The organism is Zoogloea sp. (assembly GCF_028693495.1).
GTDB lineage: Bacteria > Pseudomonadota > Gammaproteobacteria > Burkholderiales > Rhodocyclaceae > Zoogloea.
This window is the reverse complement of record NZ_JAQUVG010000012.1, coordinates 1-18,249: the sequence shown is the minus strand read 5'-3', so window position 1 is coordinate 18,249 and position 18,249 is coordinate 1. Positions and strand designations below refer to the sequence as shown.

At 65.7% G+C, this 18,249-nt stretch carries 17 protein-coding genes; 7 read left to right on the top strand and 10 right to left on the bottom strand.

What is annotated here, in order from left to right; genetic code table 11:
* Positions 1–38 precede the first annotated feature (38 nt).
* From phaC to PHD22_RS03655, 4 genes are all read right to left on the bottom strand, one after another.
* Positions 39–1,778, bottom strand: coding sequence for a class I poly(R)-hydroxyalkanoic acid synthase (gene phaC, locus PHD22_RS03675; RefSeq protein ID WP_299862447.1), 1,740 nt, complete (start codon positions 1,776–1,778; stop codon positions 39–41).
* A gap of 280 nt (positions 1,779–2,058) precedes the next feature.
* A complete protein-coding gene (locus tag PHD22_RS03665; protein WP_299862442.1) occupies positions 2,059–2,865 on the bottom strand; it encodes a ZIP family metal transporter in 807 nt (268 codons plus the stop codon).
* A 100-nt stretch (positions 2,866–2,965) separates the two neighbouring features.
* On the bottom strand, positions 2,966–3,697 hold the full coding sequence (gene pgeF / locus PHD22_RS03660) for a peptidoglycan editing factor PgeF (RefSeq protein WP_299862439.1): 732 nt from the start codon (positions 3,695–3,697) through the stop codon (positions 2,966–2,968).
* Positions 3,694–4,575, bottom strand: a complete 882-nt coding sequence (locus PHD22_RS03655; protein WP_299862521.1) for an RluA family pseudouridine synthase — start codon at positions 4,573–4,575, stop codon at positions 3,694–3,696. The genes pgeF and PHD22_RS03655 overlap by 4 nt, the downstream gene beginning before the upstream one ends.
* A 97-nt stretch (positions 4,576–4,672) precedes the next feature.
* Between PHD22_RS03655 and PHD22_RS03650 the strand changes: the two genes are divergently transcribed.
* Positions 4,673–5,476: an outer membrane protein assembly factor BamD gene (locus PHD22_RS03650; protein WP_299862436.1), complete on the top strand. Its 804-nt coding sequence runs from the start codon at positions 4,673–4,675 to the stop codon at positions 5,474–5,476.
* Between the two features lie 19 nt (positions 5,477–5,495).
* Positions 5,496–6,020 (top strand): DUF2946 family protein, encoded by a 525-nt coding sequence (locus PHD22_RS03645; RefSeq protein ID WP_299862433.1) that lies wholly within the window; start codon positions 5,496–5,498, stop codon positions 6,018–6,020.
* Between the two features lie 61 nt (positions 6,021–6,081).
* On the opposite strand, the gene yihA is transcribed toward PHD22_RS03645, so the two are convergent.
* Positions 6,082–6,708, bottom strand: a complete 627-nt coding sequence (gene yihA / locus PHD22_RS03640; RefSeq protein ID WP_299862431.1) for a ribosome biogenesis GTP-binding protein YihA/YsxC — start codon at positions 6,706–6,708, stop codon at positions 6,082–6,084.
* A 110-nt stretch (positions 6,709–6,818) separates the two neighbouring features.
* Here yihA and PHD22_RS03635 point away from each other — a divergent pair, with 110 nt between their 5' ends.
* From PHD22_RS03635 to ccsB, 3 genes are all read left to right on the top strand, one after another.
* Positions 6,819–7,454 (top strand): c-type cytochrome, encoded by a 636-nt coding sequence (locus PHD22_RS03635; RefSeq protein WP_299862428.1) that lies wholly within the window; start codon positions 6,819–6,821, stop codon positions 7,452–7,454.
* 148 nt (positions 7,455–7,602) lie between these two features.
* Positions 7,603–9,645, top strand: coding sequence for a cytochrome c biogenesis protein ResB (locus tag PHD22_RS03630; RefSeq protein WP_299862425.1), 2,043 nt, complete (start codon positions 7,603–7,605; stop codon positions 9,643–9,645).
* Positions 9,646–9,660: 15 nt separating this feature from the next.
* Positions 9,661–10,800 carry a c-type cytochrome biogenesis protein CcsB gene (gene ccsB / locus PHD22_RS03625; RefSeq protein WP_299862422.1) on the top strand — a complete coding sequence of 380 codons (1,140 nt, stop codon included), beginning with the start codon at positions 9,661–9,663 and terminating at the stop codon, positions 10,798–10,800.
* Positions 10,801–10,820: 20 nt separating this feature from the next.
* On the opposite strand, the gene PHD22_RS03620 is transcribed toward ccsB, so the two are convergent.
* The 5 genes from PHD22_RS03620 to ffh all read right to left on the bottom strand — a co-directional run bounded on the left by PHD22_RS03620 (position 10,821) and on the right by ffh (position 16,134).
* Positions 10,821–11,645 carry a ferritin-like domain-containing protein gene (locus PHD22_RS03620; RefSeq protein ID WP_299862419.1) on the bottom strand — a complete coding sequence of 275 codons (825 nt, stop codon included), beginning with the start codon at positions 11,643–11,645 and terminating at the stop codon, positions 10,821–10,823.
* Between the two features lie 125 nt (positions 11,646–11,770).
* Positions 11,771–12,331 (bottom strand): phasin family protein, encoded by a 561-nt coding sequence (locus PHD22_RS03615; RefSeq protein WP_299862416.1) that lies wholly within the window; start codon positions 12,329–12,331, stop codon positions 11,771–11,773.
* Positions 12,332–12,538: 207 nt separating this feature from the next.
* On the bottom strand, positions 12,539–13,147 hold the full coding sequence (locus tag PHD22_RS03610) for a response regulator (protein WP_299862413.1): 609 nt from the start codon (positions 13,145–13,147) through the stop codon (positions 12,539–12,541).
* Positions 13,148–13,240: 93 nt separating this feature from the next.
* Entirely contained in the window at positions 13,241–14,770 is a 1,530-nt protein-coding gene (locus PHD22_RS03605) for a PAS domain S-box protein (protein ID WP_299862411.1), read from the bottom strand.
* A 5-nt stretch (positions 14,771–14,775) separates the two neighbouring features.
* On the bottom strand, positions 14,776–16,134 hold the full coding sequence (gene ffh, locus PHD22_RS03600) for a signal recognition particle protein (protein WP_299862408.1): 1,359 nt from the start codon (positions 16,132–16,134) through the stop codon (positions 14,776–14,778).
* 38 nt (positions 16,135–16,172) lie between these two features.
* On the opposite strand from ffh, the gene ccsA reads away from it, so the two are divergent.
* Positions 16,173–17,000 (top strand): cytochrome c biogenesis protein CcsA, encoded by an 828-nt coding sequence (gene ccsA / locus PHD22_RS03595; protein ID WP_299862405.1) that lies wholly within the window; start codon positions 16,173–16,175, stop codon positions 16,998–17,000.
* A gap of 52 nt (positions 17,001–17,052) precedes the next feature.
* A complete protein-coding gene (locus PHD22_RS03590; protein WP_299862402.1) occupies positions 17,053–18,192 on the top strand; it encodes a CNNM domain-containing protein in 1,140 nt (379 codons plus the stop codon).
* Positions 18,193–18,249: the final 57 nt, after the last annotated feature.

The window sequence follows — 18,249 nt, the reverse complement described above, 5'->3', positions numbered from 1 at the left end:
TTTTTAAGTGCCCGTTGTGGCCGGGCGCGCCATGTAGTTTACGCGCTTTCCTTTACATAACGTCCGGGGGCGGCTTCGATGACCTTGTATGTGGCGTTGCCAGGCTTGTTGCGGGCGCTCACCTGGGTGCCGCTGCGGGACTTGAGCCATTCGATCCAGTGCACCCACCAGCTGCCCTTGTGCTCGACGGCGCTGGCCAGCCACTCTTCGGGAACGGCGGCGGTGGCACCACTGGTCCAGTAGCTGCGTTTGTTTTTGGAGGCCGGGTTGATGGCGCCGGCAATGTGGCCGGAGGCCCCCAGCACGAAGGTGGTGTCGCCACCGAGGATCTGACGTGCCAGGTAGGCGCTGGTCCAGGGAACGATGTGATCTTCGCGGGTGGCCAGCAGGTAGGCGGGCAGGTCTACCTTGCCCATGTCGACCTTGACGCCCAGCATCTCGAGCTTGCCCGGCACCCGGAGGTTGTTCTCCAGGTACATGTTGCGCAGGTACCAGGCGATGAAGGGTCCGGCCAGGTTGGTGCTGTCGGAGTTCCAGTAGAGCAGGTCGAAGGCCTCAGGCTGCTGGCCCTTGAGGTAGTTGCCGACCACGTAGTTCCAGATCAGGTCGTTGGAGCGCAGGCTGGAGAAAACCTGGGCCAGCTCGCGCCCGGAAAACACCCCTCCCCGGCCGATGGCGGCTTCGCGGGCGGCAACGGACGCTTCATCCACCAGGCAGCCGATTTCGCCGGCGTCGGCAAAATCCAGCAGGGTGGTCATGAGGGTGAGGCTTTCGGCGGGGTCTTCGCCCTTGCCGCGCAGGACGGCCAGCGCGGCCGACAGGAGGGTGCCACCGACACAGAAGCCGAGCACGTTGGGCTTGGCGACCTTGGTGACTTCACGCACCACCTGGAGGGCGGTGATGGGGCCTTTTTCGAGGTAGTCGTCCCAGCCCAGATGGGCCTGTTCGGCCTTGGCGTTTTTCCAGGAAACGAGGAAGACGGTGAAACCCTGTTCGACGATGAAGCGCACCAGCGAGTTGGCCGGCTGCAGGTCCATGATGTAGAACTTGTTGATGCAGGGCGGCACGATGAGGAGCGGGGTCTTGTAGACCTTGGCGGTCATCGGGGCGTACTGGATCAGCTGGATCAGCTCGTTTTCGTAGATTACGGAGCCCGGCGTGGTGGCCAGGTTGCGGCCGATCTCGAAGGCCGAGTCGTCGGTCATGGAGATGCGGCCCTTCTCCATGTCGGCGATCAGGTTCTTGATGCCCTGGGTGATGCTCTCACCCTTGGTGGCGAGGGCAGTCTGGATGAATTCGGGGTTGGTGGCCGCAAAGTTGGACGGGGCCATCGCGTCGATGTACTGACGGGTGAGGAATTGCATCCGGGATTTGCTGCGGCCGTCCGTGACCGGCAGGGCGTCGGCCAGCTTGTCCAGGTAGCTGGCGTTGAGCAGGTAGGCCTGGCGGATGTAGTCGTAAAACGGGCTGGAGGACCACTCGGGGGCGTTGAAGCGGCGGTCACCGGGCTGGGGCGTGATCAGGGGCGGGACCGTTTCGCCGGGCTTGGCCTGGGCCATGGTGGTCCACAGACGGGCGTGGGCTTCGGCCAGTTCCTGCTGCAGGCGCGCCAGGGCTTCGGCTTCTGGCAGGGGGATGGGGTTGCCGGCCGCCGGGGCGGCCTGCTGGGCCGCGGCGTTGTGGTTGCCGAGGAAATTGAAGAAACCTTCCGCCAGCGACTGGCTGAACTTGAACATGCCTTGCAGGGCTTCCGCTGTTTGCTCCGGGGTTACAGACATCCACCTCTCCTTTGTACCTGACGGATGAAACAGGACCGGGACGAACCAGTATAGTGCTGCACGGCCCAAAACTGACCGCCGCGCAGACCTGCCGGCCAGAACAACGGCCCTGAAGAATCCGGATATGTATATCGTTGCTATTGGTTGGCTTTATGTGGCGCTGCTTGCCACCGCAGCGGAGACCACCGTCATTGGCGGGGTCCTGACCTTCTTGTTCTATGGGCTTGCTCCGCTCTCCCTGTTTCTCTGGCTGTTCGGCACTCCGGCCCGCCGTCGCAGATCAGCCCAGCGCGCCCTCCGCGAGGGGGTGGGCAAGGACGACGGAAGCGATGCCGGCGGCAATCAATAATACCTGTTGCATGGTAGCGCGCAATTCCGTTCGCTTGTGCAGCCCCGGAATCAGGTCGGCCACCGCGACGTAGATCATACTCGCGGCAGCGAGGCCGAGGAACACCGGAACCAGGGCCTGGACGTGGGACAGGGCAAAATAGGCAAGGATGCCGCCCAACAGGGTCGCCAGACTGGAGAGCAGGTTGAAGGCCAGGGCCTTGGCCCGGCTGTAGCCGGAGTGAAGCAGGATCAGGAAGTCGCCGACTTCCTGGGGGATCTCGTGGGCGATGATCGCCATTGCGGTGACGATGCCCAGGGGGGTGCTTTCGACGAAGGCGGCGGCGATCAGCACGCCGTCGACGAAGTTGTGAAAGGTGTCGCCCACCAGGATCATCAGGCCGCTGCGGCCATGGTCGTGGCCGGCGTGACTGTGCCCGTGGCCGTGCCCGGCGTGGTCCTGTCCGTGGCCGTGGCAGCCTTCGTCATGACAGTGGCGCCACAGGACGAGCTTTTCGAGGATGAAAAAGAGCAGGATGCCGGCCAGGATGGTGATGGTGGCGTGCTCGGGACTCTCGGCCGCTTCGATGGCGTGGGGCAGGACTTCGAGAAAGGCGGCCCCCAGCAGGGCCCCGATGGCGTAGCTGATCAGCACCGGTACCCAGTTGGGGCGGGCGGCATAGGAGAATCCGGCCGCCACTAGCACGCTGATGAGGCCCCCGGCCAAACTCATTACGATGATCCAGGTCAGGGCGGTCATGGGGCTACACGAAAATTAAGGCTTGTCATTATAGCGTTGCAGGATTGGATTCATCCGGCCGATGCCCCCGGGCGCGGCCCGGGCAGCCGGAATGGGCGCCCTACTCCAGCCAGATCAGGCTGGCCATCCGGCCAGTGGTGCCGTCGCGCCGGTAGGAGAAGAAGCGCTGGGCATCACTGACGGTGCATGCGCCACCGCCATGGACAGCGCTGACGCCGAGGGCGGCAAGGCGCTGACGGGCCAGCAGGTAGAGATCGGCCATCCATTTGCCGTGGGCCGGGGCCGGGCGAAAGGCCTTGGCGGAGGCCGGATCGAGGGCCATGAAGCGTGCCCGGACCTCCTCCCCCACCTCAAAGGCGTCCGGCCCGATGGCAGGACCGAGCCAGGCCAGGATCTGGCTACTGGGGACTGCCATTGCGCCCACCGTGGCTTCGAGCACCCCGCCGTGCAGCCCGCGCCAGCCGGCATGGGCCGCCGCCACGACCTGACCGGAGCGGTCGCAGAGGAGCACCGGGAGGCAATCGGCGGTCATCACTGCGCACACCTGCCCGGTCTCCCGGGCAAAGGCGGCATCGGCATCGGGCAGGCCTCCGGGGCCTGCCGCATCGACCACCCGCGCCCCATGGACCTGGTTGAGCCAGCAGGGCTCGGCGGGCAGATGGGCAGCCAGCAGGCGACGGTTTTCGGCAACCGCCTCGGGCCGGTCGCCCACATGGGTGCCCAGGTTGAGGCTGGCATAGGGCGCCTGACTGACCCCGCCGGCACGGGTTGTGGACAGGGCCCGCACCCGGACCGGTGCCGGCCAGTCGGGGCTGATGAAGGTTTCCGTCATGGGCTCGGGGGGCTGCGCAGTTCGGCCAGCAAGGCCTCCATGTCGGCGGCCAGGGGAACTTGCCAGCGACAGACTTCGCCGCTTGCGGGGTGAATCAGGCCCAGCTGCCAGGCGTGCAGGGCCTGACGGGGAAAGGCATCGAGGCGCGGGTCTGCGCTGCGCGACTTGCCATAGGTGGCGTCACCAATCAGCGGGTGGCCGGTGTGGGTCATGTGGACCCGGATCTGGTGGGTACGGCCGGTGGCCAGCTGGCATTCGACCAGGGTCGCCCGCTCGAAGCGCTCGACCACCCGGTAACGGGTGAGGGCTTCGCGGCCGCCGGGGGTGACGGCCATCCTGGTTCGCTGCACCGGATGGCGCCCGATGGGGGCATTGACCTCGCCGCTCGGCTGGGGGGCTCCGTGGACCAGGGCATAGTAGTGGCGCTTGACGCTGCGGGCCTGGAGCTGACGCACCAGGTCGGTCTGGGCTTCGAGGGTCCTGGCCACCACCAGCAGTCCGCTGGTGTCCTTGTCGAGGCGATGGACGATGCCGGCCCGGGGCAGTGCCCGGGACGCCGGGTAATGATGCAGCAGGGCGTTGAGCAGGGTGCCCGACCAGTTGCCGCTGCCCGGGTGGACCACCAGGCCGACGGGCTTGTTGATGACGATCAGGGTGTCATCTTCAAAGACCACGTCGAGGGGGATGGCCTCGGGCTGTTCGGCCAGCACCGCCTCGGAAGGCTCGGCGGAGAGTTCGATGGTCTCTCCGCCCCAGACCTTGGTCTTGGCGTCAGGGGAGGCCCCCGCAATGCGGATGCGGCCGGCCTTGAGCCAGGACTGCAGGCGGCTGCGGGAATGTTCGGGAAACAGACGGGCCAGGGCCAGATCCACCCGCATCCCTGCACAGTCGGCAGGAATCACCTCCCGTTGCGGGGAAGGAGTTGGGGGGACTGGGCTATAATCGAGCCAGTCTTCTTCGAAAGAGTTTTCTTCAATGGCGCATTTCACCCTGCGTAGTTTAACGCTTGCCGGCTTCATCCTGCTTGCCGGCTGTAGCAGCATGTCCGACAAAGCTGACGAAACCGTTGGCTGGAGCGCCCAGAAGCTCTACTCGGAAGCCAAGGAATCCATGTCCGACGGCGCCTGGGACCGGGCCATCAAGATGTTCGAGAAGCTGGAGGCGCGCTATCCCTATGGCCGCTTCGCCCAGCAGGCGCAGCTGGAGGTGGCCTACGCCTACTACAAGTCGAACGAGCCCGTCTCGGCAATTGCCGCGTGTGACCGCTTCATCAAGCTGCACCCCAAGCACCCTAATGTGGACTACGCCTACTACCTGAAGGGCCTGGCCAACTTCAACGAAGACCTGGGTTTTCTGGGCGTGCTGGCCAACCAGGATTTGTCCGAGCGGGACCCCAAGGCCTCCCGCGAGGCGTTCAACACCTTCAAGGAGCTGGTGGAGCGCTTCCCCGAGAGCCGCTACGCCCCGGACGCCACCCTGCGGATGCGTTATCTGGTCGGCGCCCTGGCCAACCATGAGGTGCATGTCTCCCGCTATTACTTCAAGCGCGGCGCCTATCTGGCGGCAGCCAACCGGGCCCAGGCCGTGATCCGCGACTTTCCGGGTTCAAGCGCCACCGAAGAAGCCCTGTACATGATGATGCAGAGCTATGACGCCCTGCAGATCGCCGACCTGCGCAGCGATGCCGAACGGGTGCTGCGCCAGAACTTTCCCCAGAGCCGCTTCCTGAGCCAGGCCCAGCCGGAAGACAAGAAGGCCCCCTGGTGGAAGATGTGGTGAACCCACGGAGCTGACGCCCATGGATGAAGCCGTCCGCCTCGCCCTGGCCAAATGGCCCAACGTGCCGGCATGCACGGGCTGGCTGCGCCTGTCCCGGCGGGGCGAATGGCGGGTGCCGGAAGGCCCCATCCGCCATGCCGGCATCACGGCCTTCATCGGCCGCAACTACCTGGCCACGGCAGATGGCCGGTGGTACGTGCAAAACGGGCCCCAGCAGGTGTTTGTGGATCTGGACTACACCCCCGTGGTGGTGCGCCTGGCCACGCCGGACACCCTGCACACCCACACGGACCAGGCGGTAAACAGACTGGATGGCGCTTGGCTGGACGAGGAAGGCAACCTGCTGCTGCACTCGGAGCACGGAATTGCCCTGCTGGATGACCGGGATCTGGCCTCTTTCATCGAGAGGCTGGAGGGTGACCCCACCGACGCAGACTGCCCGCTGAACCTGCACTGGGGTGGCCTGGCGCTGCCTGTGGCCCCCATCGCCCGGCAGGATGTCGCGGCCCGCTTCGGCTTCGTGCCCCAGCCCAAGCTGCCCTGAGCACACCGGACGGCAGGATTCAGATTCCTGCTGCCCGGCCGGTCGGGCAGCACAACCGGCCTCAGCCGGCCTGCAGCGCCTCCGCCGGGGCGGCCGGATCCGCCAGCCAGCTGCCAACCACCCGCTCGACCTCTTCGGTGCCGATTTTCTTGAGACTTGAAAAAAGCTGCACGGTAACCTGGGGTCCGTACTGGGTCAGCTCCTTGTGCACCGCAGCGAGGGTCGCGGTCGCTTCACGGCGGGTCAGCTTGTCGCTTTTGGTGAGCAGCACATGGATCGGGCGGCCGCTGGGAGCGAACCAGCCGATCATCTGCCGATCCAGATCCTTGAGCGGGTGGCGGGAATCCATGATCAGGACCAGCCCCACCAGATTGGGCCGGCGGGTGAGGTAATCCTCGAGCAGGCCCTGCCACTGGCGCCGAACCGGCTCGGGTACATCCGCATACCCGTAGCCGGGCAGATCCACCAGAACCGCACCGTTCTGCAGGCGGAAAAAGTTGATCAGCTGGGTCCGGCCGGGGGTCTTGGACACGTAAGCCAGGCGGGTATGGTTGGCCAGGGTGTTGATGGCGCTGGACTTGCCGGCATTGGAACGACCTGCAAAGGCGATCTCGGCGCCGATGGGCGTCGGCAGACCGCTGGTCTTGGCAATGGAGATTTCGAACCGGGCGTTTTGGAACAGGGGCATGGGGCGTGTTTGGGATGCGCGGGAGACGGTATTGCATCGCGCAACTGACTGGGATTGCTATAGAATAGCAGGTTTGAGACATTCCATATTCTTGGCTTTCCGAGGACATCATGATCAAGCGTTCCCTGCTGCTTTCGCTGCTTCTGGCCACTGGCGCGGTTCAGGCCCAAGACAAGACTGCTGCCCAACCTGACCTGGCCAAGGCGAAACTGACCGCAGAACAGATCTGCGGCGCCTGCCACGGCGCTGACGGCAACAGCCAGATCCCCGCCAACCCGAAGCTCGCGGGTCAGCACGCGGAGTACCTCTACAAGCAGCTCAGGAATTTCAAGGGCGAAAACGGCCAGCCCGCCGAACGTAACAACGGCATCATGGCAGGCATGGTTGCCGGCCTGTCCGATGCCGACATGAAGGGCCTCGCCGCCCACTTCTCGAGCCAGACCCTGAAGCCCGAAGTTGCCAAGAACAAGGACTCCATCACCCTCGGCCAGAAGCTGTGGCGTGCCGGTGACGTCTCCCGCGGGATCCCCGCCTGCGCTGCCTGTCACGGCCCGGCCGGCGCCGGCCTGCCCGCCCAGTACCCGCGCCTGGCTGGCCAGTTTGCCGAGTACACCGAAACCCAGCTGAAGTCCTTCCGTGCGGGCGAGCGGGCCAACGACCCCAACAAGATGATGCGCACGATTGCCCTCAAGATGACCGATCCGGAAATCAAGGCAGTCGCCGACTACGCTGCCGGCCTGCGCTGAATCAAGGCTCCGCCCGGAGCTCAGCGGCTGCAAGAAAGGGGTGGTTGAGGCCGCCCCTTTTTCATGGCTGTCCAGAAATACGCCACCGCGGAACCCGGCCTGCCCTGACCGGTCCGATCTTCACGCCGATACCCTCACGCCACGCCCCATGCGAAACCGCAGTACTGCCCGCGCCTTCTATGAGCTGCTCAGCTCGATGCGCTTTGCGATCAGCCTGCTGACCATTCTCGGGATTGCTTCCATCATCGGGACGGTACTCAAGCAGAACGAGCCCTATAACAATTACCTCAACCAGTTCGGTCCGTTCTGGTTTCCGGTGTTCGAGGCGCTGGACCTGTACGCGGTTTACAACAGCGCCTGGTTCCTGGTGATCCTGGCCTTTCTGGTGCTCTCCACCACCACCTGCATCGTGCGCCAGACCCGGCCGATGCTGAAGGACATGCGGAGCTTCCGGGAAAACGCCAGGGAAGCCTCCCTCGCCCAGTTTGCCCACCACGACCGGATCACGACGACCCTGCCCCCGGCCGACGCCCGGGCACCGCTGAGCGCCTATCTGTCCCGCGCCGGCTTTGCCCTGCGCATCAACGAGCGCAGCGACGGCCTGCTGCTGGCGGCCAGGCAGGGCAGCTGGACCCGCTGGGGCTATTTCCTGGCCCACGGCGCGATCGTGCTGATCTGCGTGGGCGGGCTGCTCGATGGCAACCTGCCCCTCCGGATCCAGATGGCCCTGGGCGGCAAGCAGGTCACCTCAGGCAATCAGCTGATTTCGGAGATCGGGCCGGAAAGCCGGCTCGGCGTGGATAACTGGAGCTATCGCGGCAATGTGTTCATCCCCGAGGGCAAGAGCGCCAACGTGGGCATCCTCAACGTGAAGGACGGGATCCTGCTGCAGGACCTGCCCTTTACCGTGTCCCTCAAGAAATTCCATCTGGACCACTACGAGAGCGGGATGCCCAAGCGCTTCGCCAGCGACATCATCATCACCGACAACGCCACGGGCCAGTCGGTGGAGAAGACCATCGAGGTGAACAAGCCTTTCGAGTACGCCGGCATCATGATGTATCAGGCCAGCTTCGAGGATGGCGGCTCCCGGCTGAAGCTCACCGGCCATGACCTGCGCCCGGCCAGCCAGGCGAGCCCCTTCGAAACGGGCGGCGCCGTGGGGGACAGCCTCAAGATCAGCACCCGCGGGCTGGAATACACCCTGGAGCTGGTGAGCTTCAAGCCCTTCAACATCGAGAACATGGCCAGCAACGAGGCGCCGGCCGAGACCGGCACCCTCGCCCTCCTCCAGAAAAATCTGGGCAGCGGGGCCAAGTCACCCACCCGGAAGGACATGCAGAACGTGGGGCCCAGCATCCAGTACAAACTGCGGGATGCGGCCGGCCAGGCCCGGGAATACCAGAACTACATGCTGCCGATCCAGCAGGACGGGGCCTGGTATCTGCTGTCCGGGATGCGCGCCGAACCCTCGGCCCCCTTCCGCTTCATGCGCATTCCGATGGACATGGACGGCCGCCCGGACAGCTGGTTTGCGATTCGCCAGGTGCTGCTGGACCCCACGAAGCATGAGGAAATCGCCCGTCGCTTCACCGCCGCCGCCCTGGGCGCCGACGCCGGCCCGGAGACCCGCAGCCGGCTGCAGGAAACCACCGCCCGCAGCCTGGAGCTGTTTGCCCAGGGGGGCTTCGAGAGTCTGGGCAGGTTCATCGAGAGCAGCGTTCCCGAGGGCGAACGGGACAAGGCCGCCGACGTGTTCATCAAGATCCTCGAAGGCACGGCCTGGGAGGCCTGGAAGATGGCCCGTGCGGCGTCCGGCCAGCCGGCCCCCGAAGCCACCGGCGGCAACGGTCGCCTGCTGCGGGATACCCTCAACGCCACCAGCGACAGCCTGCACTACGGTGCGCCCCTCTATTTCCAGTTGAAGGCGTTCGAGGAGGTGCGTGCCACCGTGCTCCAGGTGACCCGCTCGCCAGGCAAGCCGATCGTCTATCTGGGCTCCCTGCTGCTGGTGCTGGGGGTGTTCGCCATGCTGTATGTCCGGGAGCGTCGCCTCTTCGTGCTGATCAAGGACTCCGGCGAAGCGCTGGTTGCGCTAAGCTCCAACCGCAAGTCGATGGATGTGGACGAAAGCTTCCGCCAGCACCGGGATGCCATCGCCACCCTCCTCGCCCCTTCCGTCTCCAAGTAATCCGAGGTTCCCGCCATGGAAATCGCCCACAAGGGTCACTCCTCCTTCCTGAGCCGCCTGAATCCCGGGGACTGGCTGTTTGCCCTGGCCCTGGCCGGTGGCGCAGTCTTTGCCCTGCGCCAGTACGGCGACTTCATGGACGTCTACGACAAGGGCATCCTGTTCCTGACCGTCCCGGCCCTGGTGGCCCTGGGAGCCGCCTGGCAGCCCTTCCGGCTGTTCCTGGCCGCGGCCGCCGTGCTGGCGCTGGCCAGCCTCAGCCTCTATCAGGGCGATCTGGCCCGCGCCGAGCAGGTGTTTCTGCTGAAGTACTTCATCTCCAGCCAGACGGCGATCATGTGGATGAGCGCCCTCTTCTTCATCGCCACCGGCGCTTACTGGATCGGCCTGGCCGCCCGCTCGGACTTTGGCGACAAAACCGGCTCGGCCCTGACCTGGCTGGCCACCCTGATGGGCACCACCGGCCTGCTGGTGCGCTGGTACGAGAGTTATCTGATCGGCACCGATGTGGGGCACATCCCCATCAGCAACCTCTACGAAGTCTTCGTGCTGTTCTCGCTGATCACCGGCCTGCTCTATCTGTATTACGAGGGCCAGTACGCCACCCGCCGGATGGGGGCCTTCGTGCTGCTGGTGATCTCGGCGGCGGTGGCCTTCCTGCTGTGGTACACCTTCAGCCGGGAAGCCCAGGAGATCCAGCCGCTGATCCCGGCCCTGCAAAGCTACTGGATGAAGGTGCACGTGCCCGCCAACTTCATCGGTTATGGGGCCTTTGCCCTGGCGGCGATGGTCGGCGTGGCCGATCTGCTGGTGCGCAAAGGCATCCTGGCCAGCCGCCTGCCGCCCGCCGAGGTGCTGGACGATGTGATGTACAAGGCCATCGCCATCGGCTTCGCATTCTTCACCATCGCCACCATCCTGGGCGCCCTGTGGGCAGCCGAGGCCTGGGGCACCTACTGGCAGTGGGATCCGAAGGAGACCTGGGCCTTCATCGTGTGGCTCAACTACGCGGCCTGGCTGCACATCCGCCTGACCAAGGGCCTGCGCGGCCCGCTGCTGGCCTGGTGGGCCATCGTCGGTCTGGTGGTCACTGCCTTCGCCTTTGTCGGCGTCAACATGTTCCTGTCGGGCCTGCACTCCTACGGGTCGCTGTAAGGTCGCGGGCCCGCCGTACCCTACGGGCGGCGGGGCTTACCTGCCTCCAGCCGGGCGATCTCGGCCTCACTGAAGCCCGCCTGACGGCGGGCTTCCGCATTCAGGGGACGGGGCGGCCAGGGGGCGTCGAAGGCCTCCATCAACTCCAGGTAGGTGGCCTCGGGCTCCAGCCCCCTTTGCGCGCAGAAATAGCGGAACCAGCGGTCTCCCAGGGCCACGTGACCGATCTCGTCCCGGAGGATGATGTCCAGCACCCCAATGGAGGCCTGATCACCGATCCGGCGCAGGCTGGCGACGATGGGCGGCGTCGCGTCGAGGCCCCGGGCCTCCAGCACCCGAGGCACCAGGGCCATCCGGATGAGAGGATCCTCTGCCGTCTTGACCGCCATGTCCCACAAGCCCCGGTGCGCCGGAAAATCCCCGTAGGCGTGCCCCAGGTCCGCCAGGCGGTCGCTGATGAGACCAAAGTGATACGCCTCCTCCACGGCCACCTGCAGCCAGCCGGTGTAGTAATCGGCGGGCAGCTCCCGGTAGCGGTAGATGCAGTCCAGTGCAAGGTTAATGGCATTGAACTCGATATGGGCGATGGCGTGCAGCAGGGCGGCGTGGCCCCCCGGCGCTCCGGGTTTGCGGCGGGGCAGATCGGTGTGGGGGAGCAGTTCGGGGCGTTCGGGACGGCCGGCATCCGGAACGGGGAGCACGGGGGTGGCGCTGCAGCGCGGAGGCGTGCGCTCACTGTCCAGCCAGTCGGCCTGGAGCGTGCTGGCAAGGCGGCATTTCGTGACGGGGTCGGGTGCCATCAGGGCCGCGTAGGCCCGGGCATGAAGATCATCCTGGAGCATCATGGGACGCGATGGTAGCAGCCCTGACCGGATTTTCGGGCCAGGGCTGGCACCATCGCAGGGCGGCGGAGCACCGGGAGGGCCGGTGGACAGCCGCCTTGGGCCGGGCTCTGCCGGCCGGGCTGGACTCAGGCCACCTTGCGGCGCGCGGGCGCGCGGGTCGCTGCCGTCTGGGCAGCAGCAATCTGGCTGACCAGGGCGCTGGCGCCGGTGAGCTTGTCCACCTGCTCGCCCAGACGCTCCGCATGCTCCATGGCGTTCAGGTGGGCCTGGAAGCTGCCCCGCAGGGCGTCAAAGAAGGCTTCGAATCCGGCCGGGGCGGTTTCGGCGAGGCGCTCCAGACCGGCCTGGATCTGGTGGGTGCCGTTGGCCGCCGACTGGCGCAGGGCCTCGGCGATCACATCGCGGCTTGCCAGCAGGGCGTCGAAGTGCTCACGCGAGACCTCGGTGGCGTATTCGATGCCGGGGTGAACGTGGGCTCCCTGCCACTGCAGCAGGCCTTCGGCGGTGCGGACCTCGGCCAGGGCATGGCCCGCCTCGAGGGCACGCCGGGTGGATTCAAAGCCGGCCGCAATCTGCAGGCGGGCGAGTTGTTCGAATTGATCAGCCACCAGCTGACCGAAGCCCATCCACTGGTCGAGGGCGCTCTGGTGAAAACGGTTGATGTGGTCGATTGGCGTTACGGACATGAGGCACTCCATCCTTGGGTGGTTGCGACATGCCGCCCTGAAGGGTGTCTCCCCCACCTCTATCGGGTTTGCTCGGGCAGCAGGCCTTAAACGCGTCCGCCTGACGGCGAACAGCAACAGCCATCATGTTCGCAAATCCGGCGGAAAAGCCAAATCCGGCCTTTCCCCCCGCTCCATCAGGGTTAACCCTGAGCAAATCCTGATCCCTCAGGGGTCGGCGCGGGTGACGATGCGCACCAGTTCGGCCAGGGACTCCACCCGCAGCTTCTCCATGACCCGAGCCCGGTGCTGCTCCACGGTCTTCATGCTGATGCCCAGGTTTTCCGCAATCTGCTTGTTGAGGCGGCCGGCGAGGATGCCGTCCAGGACGTCCCGCTCGCGCTGGGTGAGTCCATCCAGCCGTGCGTGGATGTCCCGCTGCCAGGCATCCTCCTGCCGGCGCCGGGCCGCCAGATGTACGGCCTCATTGACCCGGTCGAGCAGATTCTGTTCGTTGAAGGGCTTCTGGAAAAAATCGAAGGCGCCTTCACGCATGGCCCGGGCCACCATCGGCACATCGCCGTGGGCCGACACGAAGATGATGGGCACCGTGCTGCCCAGGCGGAGCAGGCGCTCCTGCAGACCAATGCCCGAGAGGCCAGGCATGCGCACATCCAGGATCAGGCAGTGGGCGCGTGCCAAGGCGCCTTCGTCGGCCAGCAAGCTGCCCGCATCCGGATAGCAGCGCACCGGCAGCCCCAGGGTTTCGACAAGCAGACCCATGGAGAGACGAACGGCATCGTCATCGTCCACGACGCAGACCAATCTGTCAGCCATGGCGGACTCCTCGCAAAAGGACAGCGGTGAGAACCTTTTTCATGAAGTTTGACCCTCCGGCGCGGGGACGTTCATCCCGGCTGCCGGACTTTTTCAGGGTGCCGGCGGAAGACTGAAAAAGAAGGTGGCACCACCGCAGTCACCCGCCTCCACCCACATGCGCCCCGCGTGGTTTTCGATGATCGTGCGGCAGATGGCCAGCCCCAGCCCGACCCCATCGGGCTTGGTGGTGGCGAAGGGCGCAAAGGGATCGGCCCGTACGGCCTCAGCCAGGCCGGGCCCCGTGTCGGCAACGGCCACCTCCACCTGTCCCTCAGGGTTGAGCCGGGTACTCACCCGCAGGATCCGCGCCCGGGGCATCAGGCTCATGGCGTCGATGCCGTTTTTGATCAGGTTTCCGAGAACCTGCTCCAGCTGCCCCTGATCCGCCAGCACCGGCGGGAGGGCGTCGGCCAGGTCGAGCTGGCACTGCACCCCATGGGCCCGGGCATCAAACTGCATGAGCCGGCGGACGCTGCGCACCACTTCATTGATGGCCACCGGCGTCACCACCCGCCCCCCCTTGCGCACGAAGCCCCGCACCTGGTGAACGATGTCACCGGCCCGCAGGGCCTGATCAGCGATCATCTGGAGCGGCTCCCGCAGGCCCGCCGGGTCCGCTCCGAGTTCGTCCAGACGCCGCAGGGCCACGGCACTGAAATTGCGCAGGGCGGTGAGGGGCTGATTGAGTTCATGGGCCAGGGCCGAGGCCATCTCCCCCAGATGAATCAGGCGGGCGGCTCGTTCCAGTTCCCGCTGCTGGCGTTTTTCCTGCTCGGCACTGAGAAAGTTGTCGTGGATGTCGCGCACCGAGCCGATCATGCGCCGGGCCTGGCCCTGCTCGTCCCGCTCCATGATCTTGCCCCGCACGGCGACCCAGCGGTAGCTGTCGTCCTCGAGACGCAGGCGGCACTGGACCTCGGTGATCGGCCGGGCACCGGACAGGTGGGCGGCAAAAGCGCCCATGGCGCGACGCAGGTCATCCGGGTGAATGCGGGCCGGCCAGATGTCGTTGCCCCGCAGAGGGCGCTCGTCAGGCCATCCGATGATGGCCTGAAAGGACGGGCTGACGTGGATCTCGCCACTTTCCAGATTCCAGTCCCAGAGCGCATCCCCATGCCCTTCGAGGGCAAACTGCCAGAGGCGCTCGGAAGCCTGGAGGGACTCCACCCGGGAGCGGGTTTCCCGCACCTCGGTGACATCGCGGACCACCAGGATGGCCAGTTCGCTCTCGTTCGCTCCGATGAAGGCGACACTGGCCTCGCCGATGAAGTGACGGCCATCGATCCGCTGGAAACCGGCGGCCACCAGGGTCTCGGGCCGCTCATGGAACAGCCGCCCGGCAGGAGGGGCCTCTGCGATGAACTCCGCCAGGGGCTGCCCAGGCAGCGTCGCCGGATCGACGCCATAGAGTTTTCCGGCCGCCGGATTCGCCGAAGCAATCCGGCCCTGGCGGTTGACCACCAGGCACGGATCGGAAACGGCTTCGAAGACGGCCCGGTAGCAGACCTCACAGGCTTCACGGGCGGCTTCATCACCCATGGGCAGGCGATCGCAGAGCGAACGCAGGGAGATCGAGCTCACGACACCTAGCGCAGGCCGCCCGGCATCAGTCCCTTCATGGCACGCATCATCTTCTGCATGCCCCCCTTGGAGAACTGCTTCATCATCTTCTGGGTCTGTTCGAACTGGCTGAGCAGGCGGTTGACCTCCTGCACCGTCACGCCTGCGCCCGCGGCGATACGACGCTTGCGGGACGCCTTGAGGATTTCCGGCTTGGCCCGCTCGGCCGGGGTCATGGAATTGATGATGCCCTCGATACGCCTGACCGCCTTGTCCTCGACACCGCCCTGGAGCTGACCCGCAGCCTGGGCGAACTGGGCCGGCAGCTTGTCGAGCAGGCTGGTCAGACCGCCCATCTTCTTCATCTGCCCCAGCTGATCCTTGAAGTCGTTGAGATCGAACCCCTTGCCGCTCTTGAGCTTCTGGGCAAACTCCTTGGCCTTGTCCTCATCCACGCCGCGCCGGGCGTCTTCCACCAGGGACAGGATGTCGCCCATCCCGAGGATCCGGCTGGCCATCCGCTCGGGATGGAACTCCTCCAGACCTCCGAGCTTTTCGCCCACACCGGCAAACTTGAGGGGCTTGCCGGTGACGTGGCGCACCGACAGGGCAGCGCCCCCCCGGGCATCGCCGTCGAGCTTGGTCAGGACCACCCCGGTGAGCGGCAGGGCTTCGTTGAAGGCCCGGGCGGTGTTGACCGCATCCTGACCGAGCATCGCATCGACGACGAACAGGGTCTCGATGGGATTGAGCGCCGCATGCAGGGCCTGGATCTCCTCCATCATCACCTGGTCGATGGCGAGCCGGCCGGCGGTATCCACCAGCAGCACATCCATGTAGTGCCGGCGGGCGAAGTCCACTGCCGCCCGGGCGATATCCCGGGGTTTCCGGTCGGGGGTGGCGGGAAAGAATTCGATGTCGGCCTGCTGGGACACGGTCTGCAGCTGGGCGATGGCCGCAGGGCGGTACACGTCGGTGGACACCGCCATGACCTTTTTCTTCATCCGTTCGACGAGCATCTTGCCGAGCTTGCCGGTGGTGGTGGTCTTGCCCGCCCCCTGCAGACCCGCCATCAGGATGATGGCCGGCGGCTGGGTGGCGAGGTTGAGGCCGCTGTGGGCGCCCCCCATGAGATCGGTGAGCTCCTTGTGGACGACCCCGATCAGGGCCTGACCCGGCGTGAGGGAGCTCAGCACCTCGGTGCCGACGGCCTTTTCCTTGACGCGGGCAACGAACTCCTTGACCACGGGCAGGGCCACATCGGCCTCCAGCAGGGCCATGCGGACTTCACGCAGGGCGTCCTGGATGTTGTCTTCGCTCAGGCGGGCCTGACCGCGAAGGGTTTTTACGACTTTGGCAAGGCGGGTTGTAAGGTTATCCAGCATGATGGTTCGTGACCGAGGCCTTGGAGTAAACTTGAGGAATGCCTGCGATTCTACTTCATCTGCTCCCCGCCTCCCTGTACGCCGCACTCGGCGTGCACTTCTGGCATAGCCGCTGGGTAGCCCCCCGGCCCGGTCATCGCCTGGATCTGCTGCCCTGGGAGCGGGTGATCATGGCCTTCGCCCTGCTGAGCCACGGCTTTTCCCTCCACTCCCTGTTCTTTTCGGCGGAGGGCATCCATTTCGGCTTCAGCCTGGCCCTGTCCCTGATGCTGTGGCTCGCCGTGCTCTTTTACTGGATCGAGAGCCTGTATTCCCGGCTGGAGGGTCTGCAGACCCTGGCCATGCCGGTGGCCACCCTGTGCACCCTGTTACCGGCCTTCTTCCCCGACCAGCACCTCCTCGACAACGTCAATGCCCCCCTGTTCCGGGCCCATTTCGTGGTGGCGATGCTGGCCTACAGCCTGTTCACCCTGGCAGCCCTCCACGCCATGCTGATGGCCGTGGCGGAACGGCGTCTCCACGGGGCGCGCCTGAGCCGGGCCTTCGACGCCCTGCCGCCGCTGATGACCATGGAAACCCTGCTGTTCCGTCTGATCAGCATCGCCTTCATCCTGCTGACCCTGACCCTCGGCTCGGGCATCCTGTTCTCCGAGGCCCTGTTCGACCGGGCCTTCCGGCTGGACCACAAGACCGTCTTCGCGATCATCTCCTGGACCCTGTTCGGCACCCTGCTGGTGGGCCGCAGGGCCTGGGGCTGGCGCGGCCGAAGGGCCCTCTACTGGACCCTCGCGGGCTTCGTGGCGCTGATGCTGGCCTATGTGGGCAGCCGCTTCGTGGCCGACGTCCTGCTGGGCCGGGCGGCTTGACAAGCCTCCGGACGGGCCGAATACTGGCTTGTCGTCATTCCGTCAGCTTCGCTTGAACAGCATTCCCCTCTCCGCCCAGATCACGATCCTCGTGGTGCTGCTGGCGCTGTCCGGCTTCTTCTCCATGGCCGAGACGGCCATGATGGCGTCCAACCGCTATCGCCTGCGCTCGGCGGCCAACCTCGGCTCCCGGGGGGCCCGCCTGGCCCTGGATCTCCTCGCCCGGACCGACAAGCTGCTGGGCATCATCCTGCTGTGCAACAACCTGGTCAATGCGGCGGCGGCCACCCTGGTCAGCGTGATCACGATCCAGTTGCTGGGCAACGAGGAGTGGGTGCTGGGCCTGTCCACCCTGGTGGTGACCTTCATGATCCTGGTGTTCTCGGAGATCACGCCCAAGGTCGTTGGCGCCAATCACGCCAACCGGCTGGCCTGTGTCGTCAGCTACCCACTGACCGGGCTGCTCAAGGGCCTCTACTTCGTGGTCTGGTTCGTCAATCTGTTCGTGGCCGGACTGCTGCGCCTGCTGCGCATCCGCAACAACGGTGACGGCGAAGCCCACACACTGTCCGCCGAGGAGCTGCGCACCATGGTCATCGAATCCGGCGCCTTCATTCCTCCCAAGCACCGCAGCATCCTGCTCAATCTGTTCGAACTGGAGGACATCACCGTCGAGGATGTGATGACCCCCCGCAACCAGATCGAAGCCCTCGACATCTCCGATCCGCTGGGCGTGATCGAGGGCCACCTGGCCACCTGCTATCACACCCGCCTGCCGGTGTTCGACGGGGAGATGAACTCGGTGATCGGCATCCTTCACGTGCGCCGGGTGCTGGCCCAGACCCTGGACCACAGCCTGTCGGCGGGGGACCTGCGGGAGATGCTGACCAAGCCGTATTTCATCCCGGCCAGCACCCCCATCTATTCCCAGCTCCAGTTCTTCCAGGAAAACCGGGAGCGCCTCGGGCTGGTGGTGGACGAGTACGGGGAGATCCTCGGCCTGGTGACCCTGGAAGACATCATCGAGGAGCTGATCGGCAAATTCACCACCAGCACGCCCGACGGAGCCAGCAAGCTCGAGTGGCGTGCGGACGGCTCGGTGGTCACCGATGGCAGCCAGCACATCCGGGCCCTCAACCGGAAACTGGGCCTGAACCTGCCCATCGATGGCCCAAGACGCTCAACGGGCTGATCCTCGAGCACCTGCAGGACATCCCCGAGTCGGGTGTTTCGGTGAAGATCGCGGGGG